At 74.2% G+C, this 19,349-nt stretch carries 8 protein-coding genes; all 8 read left to right on the top strand.

What is annotated here, in order from left to right; all coding sequences use genetic code 11:
- Positions 1–4 precede the first annotated feature (4 nt).
- The 8 genes from J7W19_RS32125 to J7W19_RS32090 all read left to right on the top strand — a co-directional run bounded on the left by J7W19_RS32125 (position 5) and on the right by J7W19_RS32090 (position 19,343).
- Positions 5–952: an ACP S-malonyltransferase gene (locus J7W19_RS32125; protein WP_004951732.1), complete on the top strand. Its 948-nt coding sequence runs from the start codon at positions 5–7 to the stop codon at positions 950–952.
- 59 nt (positions 953–1,011) lie between these two features.
- Entirely contained in the window at positions 1,012–1,263 is a 252-nt protein-coding gene (locus J7W19_RS32120) for an acyl carrier protein (RefSeq protein WP_004951735.1), read from the top strand.
- A gap of 53 nt (positions 1,264–1,316) precedes the next feature.
- A complete protein-coding gene (locus J7W19_RS32115; RefSeq protein WP_004951737.1) occupies positions 1,317–3,014 on the top strand; it encodes an AMP-binding protein in 1,698 nt (565 codons plus the stop codon).
- Between the two features lie 67 nt (positions 3,015–3,081).
- The gene (locus J7W19_RS32110; protein ID WP_040891852.1) at positions 3,082–4,596 is read left to right on the top strand and encodes an AMP-binding protein; all 1,515 of its coding nucleotides are present in this window, start codon (positions 3,082–3,084) and stop codon (positions 4,594–4,596) included.
- A complete protein-coding gene (locus J7W19_RS32105; protein WP_004951741.1) occupies positions 4,593–5,888 on the top strand; it encodes a type III PLP-dependent enzyme domain-containing protein in 1,296 nt (431 codons plus the stop codon). The genes J7W19_RS32110 and J7W19_RS32105 overlap by 4 nt, the downstream gene beginning before the upstream one ends.
- Positions 5,885–6,427 (top strand): cobalamin B12-binding domain-containing protein, encoded by a 543-nt coding sequence (locus J7W19_RS32100; protein ID WP_004951743.1) that lies wholly within the window; start codon positions 5,885–5,887, stop codon positions 6,425–6,427. Before J7W19_RS32105 ends, J7W19_RS32100 begins: the two co-directional genes overlap by 4 nt.
- Before the next feature lie 215 nt (positions 6,428–6,642).
- The gene (locus J7W19_RS32095; protein WP_051072722.1) at positions 6,643–7,977 is read left to right on the top strand and encodes a methylaspartate mutase; all 1,335 of its coding nucleotides are present in this window, start codon (positions 6,643–6,645) and stop codon (positions 7,975–7,977) included.
- Between the two features lie 95 nt (positions 7,978–8,072).
- The gene (locus J7W19_RS32090; RefSeq protein ID WP_210455420.1) at positions 8,073–19,343 is read left to right on the top strand and encodes a type I polyketide synthase; all 11,271 of its coding nucleotides are present in this window, start codon (positions 8,073–8,075) and stop codon (positions 19,341–19,343) included.
- Positions 19,344–19,349: the final 6 nt, after the last annotated feature.

The following is a 19,349-nucleotide window of genomic DNA, read 5'->3' as shown; positions in this document are numbered from 1 at the left end:
GCACATGACCACCGCGTCCCGGACCGGTACCGCGATGATCTTCCCCGGTATGGGGCCCACCCCCTTCGCGGAGGTCGGGAAGTTCATGGTCCTCAACCCGTTCGCCCGGAAGCTGGTCGCCACCGCCGACCGGGTGCTCGGCTACTCGCTCGTCGACCGCTACCGCACCACCGAGGGCGACTACAGCGAGTACGCCCAGGTCGCGTTCATGGTCAACTCGCTGGCGCTGGCCCAGTGGGCGCGGCACACGCTGGGCGTGGAGCCCGGGCTGTGCACGGGTCCCAGCTTCGGCGAGAAGCCGGCCGCCGCGTTCTCCGGGGCGCTGGACTTCCCCGACGCCGTCCGGGCCACCGCCGCGTTCGCGCGGCTGCTGGAGGACTACTTCGCGACGGAGTACACGGACCTGGTCACGCACTCGTTCGTCCGGGTGCCGCAGGACACGCTGCGCGAGCTGCTCGGGGAGCTGGACGAGCGCGGGGAGACGTACGAGATCTCCTGCTACATCGACGACGACTTCACCATGCTGACGCTGCGCGAGCGCAACCTGGAGTGGCTGCCGGCCCGGCTGCGCGCGCTGGGCGGCATGTCGCTGTACACGATGCGTCCGCCGATGCACTGCTCGCTGTTCAAGGGGCTGCGCGACCGGGCCGAGGAGGAGGTCTTCGGCCCGCTGGACTTCGCCGACCCGACCGTCCCGGTGATCGCCGACCAGGACGGCGCACTGGTCACCACGGGCGAGGGGGTGCGCGCCATGATGCTGGACAGCTGTGTGCGCCCGTTGCGGTGGCCGGCGGTCGTGGACGCCCTGCGCGAGGCCGGCGTCGGCACGGTGTGCGTGGCCGGGCAGGACAGCCTCTTCGGCCGGGTCCGGCGCACGACGGACGCCTTCGAGGTGGTCCCGGCCACGCCGCGGCTGGCCCTGCGCCCGCGCCCGCGTCCCGCGAGCGCCTGACCCCTCCCCCGAAATCCCCTCGTTTTTTCCGTACTCCGACTCACCGAGAGGCCATCACCATGTGGGACCAGAAGTTCGAGGACCTGCTGCGCGGGTTCCTGCCGTTCCTGGGCGCCGACGAGCAGCTCACGCAGGACACCGGGCTGCGTGACCTGGGCCTGGACTCGCTGGGCATCGTCGAGCTGCTCGCCGCGCTGGAGGACGCGTACCAGGTGCGCTTCCACGACGACGCGCTCAGCCCGGAGACGTTCGCGACGCCCGGCGTGCTGTGGAAGGCGCTGTCCCGGCTCGTCGCGGACCAGGCCGCCTGAGCGGCGCCGCCGCACGTCCCGGAGCGAACCCAGTGAGCAGCAGAGGAGCAGCGGTGGACGCCACTTCGGACACGGCGCTGCACGGGCGTTTCCTGCGCGGAGTGCAGCTCGCGCCGCGCAACGACGCGGTGCGGGTCGGCGCCGACGCGATCCGCTACGAGGAGGCGCACGAGCGGGCCCTGGAGTGGGCGGGCGCGCTGTCGGGCGCGGTGGCGGGACCGCCGGGCGCGGTGGCGGTGCTGGCGGCCAAGGGCGTCCGCGCGTACGTCGGCGTCCTGGCCGCGCTGTACGCGGGGGCCACGGTCGTCCCCCTCCAGCCGGGGTTCCCGGTCGCGCGCACGCGCCGGATGATGCGGGCGGCCGGGGTGTCGGCCGTCGTCGTGGACGAGGCCGGCTGGGCGCAGTTGCCCGAGCTGCTGGCGCCGGACCCGGACGGCGGACCGGCGTTCACCCCGGAGGGCCGGGGCGCGGGGCTGCCGGTGCTCGCGCCGGGTTGTCCGGCGGGGACGCTTCCGGGTGTCGTACGGATCGAGCCGCGGCCGGCCGGCGCGCTGGCGGCGCCGCGGCCGGTGCGGCCGGACGACGCCGCGTACATGCTGTTCACGTCCGGTTCGACGGGCCGCCCCAAGGGCGTGCCGATCAGTCATGGCAGCGCCGCGCACTACTTCCGCCTCCAGGACGAGCGCTACGACTTCACTCCGGACGACGTCTTCTCGCAGACGTTCGACCTGAACTTCGACTGCGCGATGTTCGACCTGTTCTGCGCCTGGGGGTCGGGGGCGACCGCGCTGTGGGTGCCGCCGGGTGCGTACCGGGAGTTGCCGGCGTTCCTGGCGGAGCACCGGATGACGGTGTGGTTCTCGACGCCGAGCGCGATCGGGCTGGTGCGCCGGCTCGGCGGGCTGGCGCCGGGGGCGCTGCCCGGGCTGCGCTGGAGCTTCTTCGCCGGTGAGGCGCTGACCTGCCGGGACGCGGCGGACTGGCAGGCGGCGGCACCGGGTTCGACGCTGGAGAACCTCTACGGCCCCACCGAGTTGACGATCACCATCGCGGCGCACCGCTGGGATCCGGAGCGTTCGGAACGGATCGCGGTGAACGGGGTGGTGCCGATCGGCCGGATCAACGGCGGCCACGAACACCTGCTCCTCGACGAGGACGGGAAGCCCGCCGAGCGGGAGGGCGAGCTGTGCGTGTCCGGTCCGCAGCGGACGGCCGGCTACCTGGACCCGGGCGACGACGCGGGCCGCTTCCTCGACCACGACGGCCGCGTCTGGTACCGCACGGGCGACCGGGTGCGCCGGATCGGCGGGGACGCCTCCGACGCTTCCGAAGCCTCCGACGGTGAACTCGCCTACCTCGGACGGCTGGACGCCCAGGTGCAGGTCGCCGGCTGGCGGGTCGAGCTGCCCGAGGTGGACCACGCGCTGCGTGGCTGCGAGGGCGTCACCGAGGCCGTCACGGTCGACGTGGCCACGGAGGCGGGCACCGAGCTGGCCGTCTTCTACACCGGTTCCGCCGTACCGCTCTCGGTGTTCGCCCGGCGGCTGCGCCCGGTGCTGCCGCAGGGCATGACGCCCCGCCACTTCTGGCGGCTGGAGGAGTTCCCGCTCAACTCCAACCGCAAGACCGACCGCGGCGCGCTGCGGGCCCGCGCGCGCGAGCTGCTGAGCGCGAGCCCCGGGCCCCGTACCGCCGACGTCCGTGCCACCGGCACCACCGGCTCCCGTACCACCAGCACGCCGACGACCTGACAGGAGAACAGCGTTGGACAGCACTCCCGGCTTGGACGGCACCACCGGTGCGGCGCGGGGTGTCCCCCTGCGCGAGCACCGTCCCGACAGCCTGGTCCACACCCTGCTGGACGAGGCCGTGGCGTCCTCGCCCTCGGCCGCGGCGGTCGCCGACGCCGAGGGGCGGTGGGACTACGCCCGCCTCGACGCGTACAGCCGCGCCTTCACCGACTGGCTGGCGGAGCGGGGCGTCGGCCCGGGTGACCGGCTGGTCGTCCAGCTGCCCACCAACAGGGAGCTGACCGCCCTGTTCTACGGCGCGTCGCGGCGCGGCGCGGTCTTCGTCCCGCTGAACCCGCACATGAAGCCGTACCACCTGCGGTCGGTCCTGGAGAACGCCGAGCCGGCGCTGGTGGTCTGCGCGGAGGGCGACCGGGCGACCTTCGAGACGGTCACCGGGGCGCCCGTGCACGAGTTCGGCGGGGTGTGGAGCGAGGTCGAGAAGACCGCCGACCGCGGCCCGCGTCCGGAGGCGGCGGTGGACGTCGCGCCGGAGGACCCGGCCGTCCTCGTCTACACCTCGGGCAGCACGGCCGCGCCCAAGGCGGTGGTCTGCCCGCACGCGCAGATGGTGTTCGCCACCCGGTCGATGGTGCAGGTGCTCGGCTACCGCCCGGACGACGTGGTGTTCTGCCGGTTCCCGATGTCGTGGGACTACGGCCTGTACAAGGTCCTGATGTGCGCCGCCGGGCGGAGCGAGATCGTGCTGGCGGACGGCGAGTCGGACCTGCGGCTGCTGACGGCCGTCCGGGAGAGCGGGGCGACGGTGGTGCCGATCGTCCCGTCGCTGGCCGCGATGATCGCCACGCTGGCGCGCCGGGAGGAGGACCCGGCGCCGCGGGTGCGGATGTTCACCAACACGGGCGCGGCGCTGCCGCAGCCGGTGATCGAGACGCTGCGCGCGGCGTTCCCGGGGGCCCGGGTGGTGCGGCAGTTCGGGCAGACGGAGTGCAAGCGGGTCTCCATCATGCCGCCGGAGGAGGACCGGGAGCGGCCCGACTCGGTGGGCCGTCCGCTGCCCGGTACGCGCGTCCTGATCGTGGACGAGGACGGCGCGCCCGTGCCCGTCGGCGAGACGGGCGAGATCGTGGCCGTGGGCCCGCACGTGATGCCCGGCTACTGGCGGAACCCGGAGGTGACCGCGCGGACCTTCCGCCGGCACGGACCGACCGGTGAACTCCGGCTGCACACCGGGGACTACGGCTCGCTGGACGCGGACGGCTACCTGTACTTCCAGGGGCGCCGGGACGACATGTTCAAGCGCAAGGGCATCCGGATGAGCACGCTGGAGATCGAGGCGGCGGCCATGGACGTCCCGGGGGTGCGGGCGGCGGCGGTGCTGCCCCCGTCGGACCGGCACGACCTGGCACTGTTCGTCGAGTCCGACCTGGCCCCGCACACCGTCCTGCGCGAACTCGCGGGCCGGCTGGAGCAGCAGAAGGTCCCGGCGGTCTGCCGGGTGCTCGCGGAGTGGCCCCTGACCCTGCACGGCAAGAACGAGAAGCGGCGGCTCGCGGAGCTGCTCGACGGGAGCGACCAGTGAGCCGGTACGACGAACTGGCCGAGCGGTACGGCACACCGCTGTACGTGTACGACCTGGACCGGGTGGAGGCCGCGCGCGCGGATCTGCTGGACGCGCTCCCCGAGCCGTTCAGCCTGTTCAGCGCCGTCAAGGCGAACCCGCACCCGGAGGTGCTGCGGGCCCTGGCGACCGGCGGCGACCGGGTGTGCCGGGCCGAGATCAGCTCGACGGGCGAGCTGGCCGCCGCCCTGGAGGCGGGCTTCGACCCGGCGGAGTGCCTGTACACCGGGCCGGGGAAGACCGCCGGCGAGCTGGCCGCGGCGCTGGCCGCCGGGGTGCGGCTGTTCTCCGTGGAGTCCCTGACGGACCTGGAGCACGTGGGCGCCGCCGCCCGGGCGCAGGGTGTGGTGGCCGAGTGCCTGGTGCGGATCAACAGCGCCTCGGCGAGCGCCACCACCAGCATCCGGATGACGGGGACGCCCTCGCAGTTCGGCGTCGACGCGGAGACGCTGGGCGAGGTCCTGCCGAAGCTGCGCGCGGTGCCCGGCACGGAGGTGGTGGGGGCGCACTTCTTCCCGTTGAGCAACGCCAAGGACGAGGACAGCCTCGTCGGGGAGTTCCGGCACACCCTCGCCCTGGCCGCCGAGCTGGGGCGGGAACACGGGCTGCCGCTGCGGTTCCTGGACATCGGCGGCGGTTTCGCCGCGCCCTACGCGGTGCCGGGCGAGCGCCCGGTGTACGAGAAGCTGCGCGAGCGGCTGGAGGACGCGCTCGACGAGCTGTTCCCGGACTGGCGGCGGGGCACCCCGCACCTGGCCTGCGAGTCGGGCCGCTACCTGGTGGGCGACAGCGGCGTCCTGCTGACCCGAGTGGTCAACATCAAGGAGAGCCGGGGCCGGACGTTCGTCATCCTGGACGCCGGGATCAACACCTTCGGCGGGATGTCGGGCCTGGGCCGGCTGCTGCCGGTGGCCGTGCAGCCGGCGGACGCCGGGCAGGCCGCGGAACTCGCGCACGGCGAGGGGCTGAGCGCCAGCCTGGTCGGCCCGCTGTGCACGCCCGGCGACGTCCTCGGCCGCCGGGTCGAGCTGCCCCGGGTGGAGGTCGGGGACGTGCTGGCGATCCCCAACGCCGGGGCGTACGGCCCGACGGCGAGCCTGCTGATGTTCCTGGGCCGGCCGGCCCCCGCCGAGGTGCTGGTGCGCGGCGGCGAGGTCGTCTCGGCGTCCCGGCTGGAGCACCGCCGCACCCCGCTGGCGCCGGTTCCGGAGGGCGCCGTGGACGCGGTACCGGGCGGCGGAGGGGCGGCATGACCCCGCCGCCGCGCGACCCGGCCGGGCCCGGGGCGTCCGTGACAAGGGGGGCACCGGCGGTACCGGCGCCGGCGGGCATCCTGCCGGTGCGCGTAGGCCGCGAACCGGCCGGGCGCCGGCCGACGGTCCTGGTCAGCGGCCTCGCCTCCGACTCGCACACCTGGAACCTGGTGTTCCTCCAGTTGCTGATCGAGGAGCTGGGGTACGACGTGGTGAACCTGGGACCGTGCGTCCCGGACGAACTCCTGGTGCGCGAGTGCCGGGAGCGCACCCCGGCGCTGCTCGTGGTGAGCAGCGTCAACGGGCACGGCCACCAGGACGGGGTGCGGGTCATCAGGAAGCTGCGCGCCGAGCCGGGACTGGCGGAGCTGCCCGCGGTCATCGGCGGCAAGCTGGGCATCACCGGCGGCGAGGGCACCGACCATGTGGCGGAGCTGATGGAGGCGGGTTTCGACAGCGTCTTCGAGGACGGCGCGCAGGAGATCGCCTCGTTCCGGCGCTTCATCGGCGGCATACCGCGACGGGCCGCGCTGTCGTGAACGGACGCTTCGGCGAGGCGCCCGAGGGCGACCCGCGGCACGGGCGGCCGGACGCCGTCCCGCCGGTGCCCGGAGGGTCCGGGCGGGCGGACGCCGCCTCCGCCCGCGTACCGGCGGGGCCCGCGCGGCCGGACGCCGTCCCCGTAGCGGGAACCGCTCCCGGATCGGATACGGCTCCCGTGCCGGGGACCGCTCCCGTCCCCGTCCCCGGTGACATGCCCGCGCCGCGCCCCGTAGGCGACTTCGGCGCGTTCGTCCGCCGGGCGCACCGGGCCGGGCGCCTGGTGGTGCAGCCGCGCATGGGATTCGGCGACCCGGCCGCCATGCGCGCGGGCCTGCACGCCACCCGGCGCGCGGACGCCACCACCGTCGGCACCCTCACCCTGGACAGCTACACCCGGGTCGGGGACCTCGCCGCGATCGAGACGGCGCTGCGCGAGGGGTCGGCCCTCAACGGCTTCCCCATCGTCAGCTACCCGGTGGAGACGACCCGGGCGGTCCTGCGCGGGCTGCACGGCGACGACTTCCCGGTGCAGGTCCGGCACGGCTCGGCGGCGCCGTTCGACATCTTCGTCGCGCTGACGCGGGCCGGGCTCAGCGCCACCGAGGGCGGCCCGGTCTCGTACTGCCTGCCCTACGGCCGTACCCCGCTCGACGAGTCGATGCGCAACTGGGAGCGCGGCAGCTCGCTGTTCGCGCAGCTCCGCGAGTGGGGGGCCAGTCCGCACATCGAGACGTTCGGCGGCTGTCTGCTGGGGCAGTTGTGTCCGCCGAGCATGCTGGTGGCGGTCAGCGTCCTGGAGGCGGTGTTCTTCCACCGGCTGGGCATCCGCGACCTCTCCGTCAGCTACGCCCAGCAGACCAACCGCGAGCAGGACCGCGAGGCGGTCGCCGCGCTGCGCCGGCTCTGCGCGGAGCTGCTGCCGGACGCCGACTGGCACGTGGTGATCTACGCCTACATGGGGGTGTACCCGTACACCCCCGAGGGCTGCTACCGGCTGCTCGGGGAGGCGGCCGAACTCGCGGTCGGCACGGGCTCGGAGCGCCTGATCGTCAAGACCGTCGCCGAGTCCCGGCGGATCCCCACCGTGGCGGAGAACGTCGCGGCCCTGGAGCACGCCGCCCGGGTGGCGCGGACCGCCCCCGGGCCACCGGCGGGAGACCCCGATCCCGGGGACTCCCAGACGTACGCCGAGGCGCGCACGCTCGTGGACGCCGTCCTCAACAGCCACCCGGACGTCGGGCACGCGCTGCTGGTCGCCTTCAAGCGCGGCTACCTGGACGTCCCGTACTGCGTGCACCCGGACAACGCCGGGCGCAGCCGCAGCTACATCGACGACCGCGGCTGGCTGCGCTGGGCCGACACCGGCTCGCTGCCCATCGCGGGCCTGGTGGACGGCCGGCGGTCGCGTCCCGTCACCTCGTCCGACCTGCTGGAGGCGCTGTCGTACGTGCAGCGCAGCTACGACGCGCCGTTCTGGCCGGACGAGCCCCGGCCCGTCGCGGCCGAGCCCGCCGGCCCGCTCGAGGACGGCCGGCCGGCGCCCTGAGCGGCGGCCCGCCCGCAGCACGTCCCGTTTCGCGTACGCCCCGAACCACCCCGCCCGCCCCGTTCCGCCCGCGGAATTCTTTTGGAGAGCACCGAATGACTGAGTCCGAGAACGTTCCCACCCCGTCCGGTGCCGTGTCGGCCGGGACCGCGGGCGAGCCCGGGGGCGCCCCGGAGACCGGGCCGCGGGCGCGGGCCCTCCTGGTGGAGCGGCTCACCGGTCGGACCGCCGCCGAGCAGGAGCGCGTGGTGCTGGAGCTGGTGCACGAGCACACCGTCGCCGCGCTGCGCCGCGCCCGCCCGGACACCAAGGGTCCGGTGGACACCGAACGCCCCTTCCTGGAGCTGGGGTTCGACTCGCTGGCCGCCGTGGACCTGCACGCCCGGCTGACCGCGGCCACCGGCCTGGAGCTGCCCGTCACCGCGGTCTACGACCACCCCACGCCGGCGGCGCTCGGCCGCCTCATCCGGGGCCGGGCGCTGGGCCTGGCGCCCGAGCCGGTCGCCGTGCCCGCCCGGGAGGCCGCGGGCGACGACGACGATCCGGTGGCCATCATCGGCATGGCCTGCCACTACCCCGGCGGGGTGGACTCCCCCGAGGAGTTCTGGACCCTGCTGGCCGAGGGCCGCGAGGTGCTCTCCGACTTCCCCACCGACCGCGGCTGGGACGTCCCCGGCATGTTCGACCCGGACCCCGACCGGCCCGGCAAGTCCTATGTCGACAAGGGCGGCTTCCTGGACCGGGCCGCCGAGTTCGACGCCGACTTCTTCAAGATCAGCCCGCGTGAGGCGCTGGCCATGGACCCGCAGCAGCGGCTGATCCTGGAGACCTCCTGGGAGGCGCTGGAGCGCTCCGGCGTCAACCCGGCCTCGCTGCGCGGCAGTCGCACCGGCGTCTTCTTCGGCGCCGAGGTGCACGAGTACGGCACCCGCGTCCACCAGGCGCCGCTGGGCCTCGACGGCTACCTGATGACCGGCAACGCCCCCAGCGTCGCCTCCGGCCGCGTCTCCTACACGCTGGGCCTGGAGGGCCCGGCCGTCACCGTGGACACCGCGTGCTCCGGCTCGCTGGTCTCCCTGCACCTGGCCGCGCAGTCGCTGCGGGACGGCGAGTGCTCACTGGCGCTCGTCGGCGGCGTCGCCGTGATGGGCAGCCCCGGCATGTTCACCGCCTTCAGCCGGCAGCGCGGCCTGGCGCCCGACGGCCGCTGCAAGGCGTTCGCCGAGGCGGCGGACGGCACCGGGTTCTCCGAGGGCGTCGGCGTGTTCGTCGTCGAGCGGCTGTCCGACGCGCGCCGCAACGGGCACCGCGTCCTGGCGGTCGTCCGGGGTTCCGCGATCAACCAGGACGGCGCCAGCAACGGCCTCACCGCCCCCAACGGCCCCTCCCAGCAGCGGCTTATCCTCCAGGCCCTGGCCAACGCGGGGCTGCGCCCGGGCGACGTGGACGCCGTGGACGCGCACGGCACCGGCACCAAGCTCGGCGACCCCATCGAGGCGCAGGCGATCCTCGCCACCTACGGGCAGGAGCGTCCGGAGGGCCGGCCGCTGCGCCTGGGCTCGGCCAAGTCCAACCTCGGGCACACCCAGGCCGCCGGCGGCGCCGCCAGCGTCATCAAGATGGTGCTGGCGATGCGGCACGGCGTCCTGCCGCGGACACTGCACGTGGACGCGCCGTCCTCGCACGTCGACTGGACGGCCGGTGACGTGGAGCTGCTCACCGAGGCGCTGCCGTGGGACACCCCGGACGGCCGGCCGCGGCGCGCCGGGATCTCGGCGTTCGGGATCAGCGGCACCAACGCACACGTGATCATCGAGGAGCCGCCGTCGGACGATCCGGCCGCGGGCGAAGAGTCGCCGGATCCCGGGACCGCCGGGCGGCAGGCCGAGGAACTCCCGCTGCTTCTCAGCGCCCGGACGCCGGAGGCGCTCGCCGCCCAGGCCGCCGGGGTGCTCGCGCTGCTGGGCGGCGAGGACGCCCCGGAGCCGGCGGACGTGGCGTACGCCCTGGCCACCACCCGCGCGGAGCTGGAGCACCGCGCCGTGCTGACGGGGAACGGCACGGCCGGACCGGCCGCCGGGCTGCGGGCCGTCGCCGAAGGCGCCGGCGAGGCGGCCGGCGTCGTCCTCGACACGGTCGCCGGCGGGCGACTGGCCTTCCTGTTCACCGGGCAGGGCGCACAGCGGGCCGGCATGGGCCGGGAGCTGTACGAGGCGTTCCCGGTGTTCGCGCGGGCGCTGGACGACGCCTGCGGCTACCTGGACCTCCAGCTCGAACGCCCGTTGCTGGACGTGCTGTTCGCCCCGGCGGGCTCGGAGGCGGCCGCGCTGCTCGACCGCACCGAGTACGCGCAGCCCGCCCTGTTCGCCGTCGAGACGGCGCTGTTCCGGCTGGTGGAGTCCTGGGGGGTGCGCCCGGACGTGCTGGCCGGGCACTCGATCGGGGAGATCGCGGCGGCGCACGCCGCCGGGGTGTTCACGCTGGAGGACGCCTGCGCCCTGGTCGCGGCGCGCGGCCGGCTGATGCAGGAACTGCCGGAGGGCGGGGTGATGGCCGCCCTCCAGTGCACCGAGGAGGAGGCCCTCGCCCTGCTCGGTGACGCCCAGGACGCCGCCGTCGCCGCCGTCAACGGCCCGCGCGCGGTCGTCGTCTCCGGCGCCAAGGCCACGGTCCTCCCGATCGTCGAGAAGCTGCGCGAGCAGGGCCGCAAGACCTCGCTGCTCAAGGTCTCGCACGCCTTCCACTCCCCGCTGATGGAGCCGATGCTGGCCGAGTTCCGGCAGCTCGCCGAGATCCTCGACTACGCCGAACCGCGCGTCCCGCTCGTCTCCACCGTCACCGGCCGCACCGCGGAACCGGGCGAACTCACCGCACCCGAGTACTGGGTGACCCACGTCCGCGAGGCGGTCCGCTTCGCCGACGGCGTCCGCGCCCTCGCCGACGACGGGGTGACCGCCTTCCTGGAGATCGGCCCGGACGCCGTCCTCACCGCCATGGCCGGCGCCGCGCTCCCCGACGACACCGCCGCCGTCTGCGTACCGCTGCTGCGCCGCGACCGTCCCGAGCGGCCCGAGACCCGTACCGCGCTCGCCCGCCTGTGGGCCCGGGGGCACGCCGTCGACTGGACCGCGCTCCACACCGGCGCCCCCGGCCGCCACGTCGACCTGCCGACGTACCCGTTCCAGCGCCGCCGGTTCTGGCTGGAGGCCGCCCCCGACAGCGGCGACGTCACGACGCTCGGCCAGGCCCCGGCGGGCCACCCGCTGCTCGGCGCGGCCGTCACCGTCCCCGGCAGCGACGCCACCGTGCTCACCGGACGCATCAGCCCCCGGACGCACGCCTGGCTGGCCGACCACGTCGTCCTCGGCACCACCCTCCTCCCCGGCACCGCGCTGCTGGAACTCGCCCTGCACGCCGGCGACCACACCGGCACGCCACACGTCGAGGAACTGACCCTCCAGGCGCCGCTGGCCCTCTCGCCGGACGCGCACACCGACCTCCGGGTGGAGGTCAACGCCCCGGACGCCGCGGGCCACCGCGCCCTCACCGTCCACAGCCGTCCGCACGGCGCGGCGCACACCGTGCCGTGGACCCTGCACGCCACCGCGACGCTCACGCCGGACACGCCGGCCGCTGAGACGGATCTCGGCACATGGCCGCCGCCCGGCGCCCGGCCGATCCCCCTGGACGGCGTGTACGAACGGCTCGCGGCCGACGGCTACCTCTACGGGCCCGCGTTCCAGGGGCTGCGGGCCGCCTGGCGGCGTGGCGACGAGGTGTTCGCCGAGGTCGCCCTGCCGGAGGACGCCCACCAGGACGCCGCCGCCTACCTCGTGCACCCCGCCCTCCTCGACGCGGCCCTGCACGCCACCGACCTCGGCCGGGACGACGACGCCGACAGCGACGGGGGGCAGACCGCCCTCCCGTTCGCGTGGACCGGCGTCACCGTGCACGCGACGGGGGCGACGTCACTGCGCGTCGCCGTCACCACCACCGCCAACGACGGCCTGCGGCTCCGGCTCGCCGACCCGGCGGGCCGGCCGGTCGCCACGGTGACCGAGCTGGCCATGCGCCCGGTGACGGCCGATCAGGTGGCGGCGGCCCGCGACGGCGCCGACACCTCCCTGCACGTCGTGGAGTGGACCGCCCTGCCGGTCGCCGAGCAGGCGGCGGACACCGGCACCGCCCCCGCCTGGGCGGCGCTCGGCCCGCAAGCCGGGCAGTGGGAGTGGACCGGCGCCACGGCGTACGCGGAGCTGGAGGAACTGATCGGCGACATGCCCGGTGTCATCGTCCTCACCTGCGCGGAGGGCCGGGACGGCGACGGCAGCGATATCAATGGCGCGGACGTGCCGCGAAGGGTGCGCGAGGCCACCCGCTCCGCGCTCGGCACGCTCCAGGACTGGCTGGACGACGAGCGGTACGCCGAATCGCGACTGGTCGTCGTGACGCGCGGGGCGGTCGGGCCGCGCGGTGAGCGGAACGACGAGGACGCGGACCTGGCGGGCGCGGCGGTGTGGGGCCTGGTGCGGGCCGCGCAGGCCGAGCACCCGGACCGCTTCACGCTGCTGGACTGGGACGGTACGCCCGTCCCGCTCCCCCGGCTGACCGCCGCCCTGGCGAGCGGCGAGCCGGAACTGGCGCTGCGGGGCGGCGAGTTCACCGTTCCCCGGCTGGCTCGGGTGGCGGGTCAACGCCCCGCGACGGATGGGCCGTCGAGCGGCTTCGAGGGCTGGGACCCGCAGGACGGCGTTCTGATCACCGGCGGCACGGGCGGGCTGGGCAGCCTCCTCGCGGAGCACCTGATCACCCGTCACCACGTCACCAACATCACCCTGGCCAGCCGCCAGGGACCTGATCACCCTGGGGCCACCGAGCTGGTGGACCGCCTCACGGAACTCGGCGGCAATATCGACCTCGTCGCGTGTGACGTCAGCGACGCCACCCAGGTCACCGAACTCCTCACCGGTATCCGGCACCTCAAGGCGATCATCCACACCGCGGGGGCCCTGAACGATGCCATCCTCACCAACCAGACGCCTCACCACCTGCACACCACCCTCACCCCCAAGGCCGACGCCGCCTGGCACCTCCACCACACCACCCAACACCTCAACCTCCCCCTCACCCACTTCATCCTCTACTCCAGCGCAGCCGCCACCCTCGACGGCGCAGGACAAGCCAACTACGCCGCCGCCAACGCCTTCCTCGACGCCCTCGCCCACCACCGCCACACCCACCACCTCCCCGCACAATCCCTCGCCTGGGGACTGTGGGACACCGAGCACGGCATGGCCGGCCAGCTCAGCACCGCCGACGTGCAGCGCATGAACAACGGGCCCCTGCTCTCCCTCACCACCGAGCAGAACCTCGCCCTGTTCGACGCCGCCCTCACCACTCCCCGTCCCGCCCTCCTGCCCGTCCGCCTCAACCCCCACCACACTCCGGCTCCGCCGCTGCTCCACACCCTCCACCCGCCCACGCCCACCCGCCCCACCGCACACACCGCCACCACGGCGGCCGTGAGCACGCATCCCGAGGCGGTGGCCCGGCTGGGCAAGCTGGACACGGTGGAGCGCGAGCGGGCGCTGCTGGACCTGGTGCGCACCCATGTCGCGGAGGTGCTGCACCACGACGGCGCGAGCGCCATCGACGGCCGGCGGGCGTTCACCGAGATCGGTTTCGACTCGCTCTCGGCAGTGGAGCTGCGCAACCGGCTGAACAAGGCGACCGCCCTGCGGCTGCCCGCCACCCTGGTCTTCGACTACCCGACCCCGGCGACGCTGGCGGAACACCTGGGCGAGCGGCTGTTCGCCGCCGGACCGGCGGCCGACGCCCCCGCCCCGGCCGCCGCCTCGGGCACGGCTTCGGGCGCGGCGGCGGACGAGCCGATCGCCATCGTCGGCATGAGCTGCCGCTTCCCCGGCGGCGTCACCACGCCCGAGGAACTGTGGGAGCTCCTCGCCGAAGGGCGCGACGGCGTCAGCCTGTTCCCCGAGGACCGCGGCTGGAACGTCGACGACATCTACGACCCGGAACCGGGTGCACCGGGCAAGACGTACTCACGCGAGGGCGGCTTCCTTTACGACGCGGCGGAGTTCGACGCCGAGTTCTTCGGCATCTCCCCCCGCGAGGCCCTGGGCACCGACCCCCAGCAACGCCTGCTGCTGGAAGCCTCCTGGGAAGCCCTCGAACGCGCCGGAATCAACCCCCACACCCTCCGCGGCACCACCACCGGCGTCTTCACCGGCATCATGTACCACGACTACGCCTCACGCCTCACCCACACACCCCTCCCCGAAGGCGTCGACACCTACCTCGGCAACGGCAGCCTCGGCAGCGTCGCCTCAGGCCGCATCTCCTACACCCTCGGCCTCGAAGGCCCCGCCGTCAGCATCGACACCGCCTGCTCCTCCTCACTCGTCGCACTCCACCTCGCCATCCAGGCCCTCCGCAACGGCGAATGCGCTCTGGCCCTGGCCGGTGGTGCGACGGTGATGTCGACGCCTGACACCTTCATCGACTTCAGCAGGCAGCGGGGGCTAGCCAAGGACGGCCGCATCAGGTCGTTCGCCGACTCCGCCGACGGCACCGGCTGGGGCGAGGGCGTGGGCATGCTGCTCGTGGAACGGCTGTCGGACGCGCGACGCAACGGCCACAAGGTGCTGGCGGTCGTGCGGGGCTCGGCGGTCAACCAGGACGGCGCCAGCAACGGACTGACCGCCCCCAACGGCCCCTCCCAGCAGCGCGTCATCCGCCAGGCCCTGGCCGAGGCCGGCCTCCGGCCGTCCGACGTGGACGCCGTCGAGGCCCACGGCACGGGGACGACCCTGGGTGACCCGATCGAGGCACAGGCACTGCTGGCCACTTACGGCCAACACCGCCCTGCCGACCAGCCCCTCTGGCTCGGCTCCATCAAGTCCAACCTGGGCCACACCCAGGCGGCGGCGGGTGTCGCGGGGATCATCAAGATGGTCATGGCGATGCGCCATGGTGTGCTGCCGAAGACGCTGCATGTGGACGCGCCGTCGTCGAAGGTGGACTGGACGGCGGGCGCGGTGGAACTGCTCACCGAGGCACGGGCGTGGGAGAGCGAGGGGCCGCGCAGGGCGGGCGTCTCCTCGTTCGGCATCAGCGGCACCAACGCCCACGTCATCGTGGAAGAGGCCCCGCCGGTGGAGGCGGAAGGGCAGGAGGTGGCCGCTGGGCCGGCTCTGCCGTGGCTGCTCAGTGCTCGTTCCGCCGACGCCCTGCGCGCTCAGGCCGCACAACTGCTGGGCGTCATCGAGCGTGAGAACGCACCCGAGCTGGGGGAGATCGCGGCGGCGCTGGCGACGACGCGGGCGCAGCTCGAACACCGCGCGGTCCTCACGGGCGTCAACCGGGCGGATGTCATCGCCGGGCTCGCCGCGCTGGCCGCTGGGCAGGACGAGGCGGGTCTGGTGCGCGGGACGGCCGCCGAGGGGCGGCTGGCGTTCCTGTTCACCGGACAAGGCGCACAACGGCTTGGGATGGGCCGGGAGCTGTATGAAGCCTTCCCGGTGTTCGCGGAGGCACTGGACGAGGTGTGCGCTCATCTCGACCAGCCGTTGAAGGACGTCCTCTTCGGTCAGGACGCGGAACTGCTGAACCGTACGGAGTACGCGCAGCCGGCGCTGTTCGCTGTTGAGACGGCGTTGTTCCGCCTGGTGGAGTCCTGGGGTGTGCGGCCGGAGGTGCTGGCCGGGCACTCCATCGGAGAGATCGCGGCAGCGCATGTCGCTGGGGTGCTGTCGTTGGCGGACGCGTGCGCGCTGGTGGCCGCACGGGGCCGGCTGATGCAGGCCCTGCCCGAGGGTGGTGTGATGGCTGCTCTCCAGTGCACCGAGGAGGAAGCCCTCGCCCTGCTCGGTGACGCCCGGGAGGCGGCCATCGCCGCGATCAATGGCCCTCGCGCGGTTGTCGTATCGGGCGCCGAGGCCACGGTCACCGCGATCGTGGACGCGCTGCGCGAGCAGGGCCGCAAGACCTCGATGCTGAAGGTGTCGCACGCCTTCCACTCGCCGCTGATGGAGCCGATGCTGGAGGACTTCCGCACGGTAGTGGCGGCTCTGACGTTCGCCGAGCCGCGGATCCCGATCGTCTCCACGGTCACTGGTCTGGCGGCTACGGCGGAGGAGTTGACGAGCGCCGACTACTGGGTGGAGCACGTCCGACGCCCGGTCCGCTTCGCCGACGCCATCACCACCCTCACCACCGACGGCATCACCACCTTCCTGGAGATCGGCCCCGACGCCGTCCTCACCGCCATGGCCACCGACCACACCACCGCCACCTGCCTCCCCCTCCAACGCCGCAACCGCCCCGAGGACCGCGAGGCCCTCACCGCCCTCGCCCACCTCTGGACCCACGGCCACCCCATCGACTGGCAAACCCTCCACCCCGCGACCAGCCGGGTCGACCTGCCCACCTACCCCTTCCAACGCCGCCGCTACTGGATCGACGCGGTGGCCGAGCAAGCGGACGTGGCGTCCGCCGGTCTGGACCCCGCGCGGCATCCGCTGCTCGGTGCCGCGCTCACCGTGCCGGAGTCGAGCACGGTGGTGCTGACGGGCCGCATCGGTCTGCGGTCCCACGCCTGGCTGGCCGATCACACGGTCATGGGGAGCACACTGCTGCCCGGCACCGCGTGTGTGGAACTGGCCCTGCGGGCCGGTGACCAGGTGGGATGCCGGGTCCTGGAGGAGCTGACCCTGGAGGTGCCGCTGGTCCTGCCGTCGCGTGGCGCACGGGACCTCCGGGTGTCCGTAGGCGAGCCGGACGGGTCCGGCCGCCGGCCGGTCGGCGTGTACTCGCGGGCGCAGGACGCTCCCGCTGACGAGCCGTGGGTCCGGCACGCGGGCGGCTTCCTGGTGGAGGGCGCGTCCGAGGTGCGTCCGGGCGCCGGTCTGGGCGTCTGGCCGCCGGAGGGCGCCGAGCCCGTGGACGTGGACACGCTCTACCCGGCGCTGGCCGCGGACGGTCTGGAGTACGGCCCGGTCTTCCGGGGCCTGCGGGCCGCGTGGCGCCGCGACGGCGAGGTCTTCGCCGAGGTGGCCCTCCCCGAGGAGGCCCACGGCGACGCCGGCGCCTACGGTCTCCATCCCGCGCTCTTCGACGCGGCGCTGCACGCCACCGAGTTGCTCGGGGACGGCGGCCGGCGGCCCGGGCAGGGTGCCGCGCTTCCGTTCGCGTGGAACGACGTGTCCCTGCACGCCTCGGGCGCGACCTCGCTGCGGGTCAGGGTCGCGGCGGTCGAGGGCGTCGCGGACGCGACGTCGCTGGAGCTGGCCGACGCGGCCGGTTCACCGGTGGCCTCGGTGCGTTCGCTGGTCGCCCGGCCGGTGTCGGCCGAGCAGATCGCGAAGGCGGGTGACGGCGCGGTTCCGCTCCACCGGGTCGAATGGGTCCCGCTGCCGGACGGCGACGCGGCGGTGCGGGTCCCGGCCGGCCCCGAGGGCTGGGCGGTGCTCGGCGCGCGGCCCGCGGACTGGGCGTGGACCGGAGTGTCGGCGTACCCCGACCTCGCGGCGCTGGAGGAAGCGGCGCCCAGCGTGACGCTTCTCCCGTGCCCGGTACCGGAGTTGACGGACGGCGATGACGCCGACGCCCTGCCCGCGCGGCTGCGTGAGGTGCTGGGCGAGGTGCTCGGCACGCTGCAGCAGTGGGTGGCGAACGAACGCCTGGCGTCCTCCCGGCTGGTGGTTGTCACCCGGGACACGGACGGTCCCGGCGGGCTGGTCAACGCCGCGGTGGAGGGGCTGGTCCGCTCGGCCCAGGCCGAGCACCCGGAGAGCTTCGTCCTGGCGCGCTGGGACGGGGACGACTCCTCGGTGCGGTTCTTCCCGGCGGCTCTGGCCGCCGCCGAGCCGCAGGTGTGGGTCCGGGCGGACGGGGTGCACGTGGCCCGGCTGGGTCGTGTCGCACGCGAGGAGCAAACCGCTCGGCCGAGTGGTTTCGAGGACTGGGGCCCGCAGGACAGCGCCCTGATCACCGGCGGCACCGGTGGCCTCGCCACCCTGCTCGCCGAACACCTCATCACCCACCACCACGTCACCAACATCACCCTGGCCAGCCGCCAAGGCCCGAATCACCCTGGGGCCACCGAGCTGGTGAACCGCCTCACCGAACTCGGCGGCAACATCACCCTCACCGCCTGCGACGTCAGCGACCCCACCCAGGTCACCGACCTCCTCACCGGTATCCCCCACCTCAAGGCGATCATCCACACCGCAGGCGTCCTCAACGACGCCACCCTCACCAACCAAACCCCCCACCACCTCCACACCACCCTCACCCCCAAAGCCGACGCCGCCTGGCACCTCCACCACACCACCCAACACCTCAACCTCCCCCTCACCCACTTCATCCTCTACTCCAGCGCAGCCGCCACCCTCGACGGCGCAGGACAAGCCAACTACGCCGCCGCCAACGCCTTCCTCGACGCCCTCGCCCACCACCGCCACACCCACCACCTCCCCGCACAATCCCTCGCCTGGGGACTGTGGGACACCGAACACGGCATGGCCGGCCAGCTCAGCACCGCCGACCTCCAGCGCATGAACAACGGGCCCCTCCTCCCCCTCACCACCCACCAGAACCTCGCCCTGTTCGACGCCGCCCTCACCACCCCCGACCCCGCCCTCCTCCCCATCCGCCTCAACCCCCACCACACACCCACCCACCCGCTGCTCCACACCCTCCACCCGCCCACAACCACCCGCCCCACCGCGCACACCACCACGACCGCCACCGCGGCCGTCCAGGACGACACGCCCCTCGCCGAACGGCTCGCGCCGCTCGACACCGAAGAGCGGCTCCGGCTCCTGGAGGACGTGATCTGCGCCGAGGTGGCCAGGGTGCTCGGGCACGCGGACGGGTCGGCGCTCGACCCGGCGCGCTCGTTCCAGGACGCCGGTTTCGACTCGCTCACGGCGGTGGAACTGCGCAACCGGCTGAAGACGGCGACCGGTCAGCGGTTGTCGGCCACCCTGGTCTTCGACTACCCGACCCCGCAGACCATGGCCAAGCACCTGCTGGAGGAGCTGCTGCCGGAGGTCGAGGAGTGCGCGGCGCGGCTGCGGGTCCCCGAGGCGGACGACGACGAGGTGCGCAGGCTGCTGGAGTCCGTACCCCTCGCCCGGATCCGGGAAGCCGGCCTGTTGGACGCCCTGTTGGCGCTGGCCCCGGCCGCGTCCCCCGCGTCCTCCCTGCCCGCCCCCGCCCCCGCCCCCGACGCTGAGGCCGAGGCGAGCGCCGTGGACCAGAGCGACGCGATCCTGGCCATGGACATCGACGCCCTCGTCCGCGAGGCGTTCGAGCGCAGCGACTCCGAGCAGCCCGAGTGACCGTTC

Origin of the sequence: Streptomyces mobaraensis NBRC 13819 = DSM 40847, from assembly GCF_017916255.1 — a bacterium.
Classification (GTDB): Bacteria; Actinomycetota; Actinomycetes; order Streptomycetales; family Streptomycetaceae; genus Streptomyces; species Streptomyces mobaraensis.
This window is presented reverse-complemented; position numbering and strand designations above follow the sequence as displayed.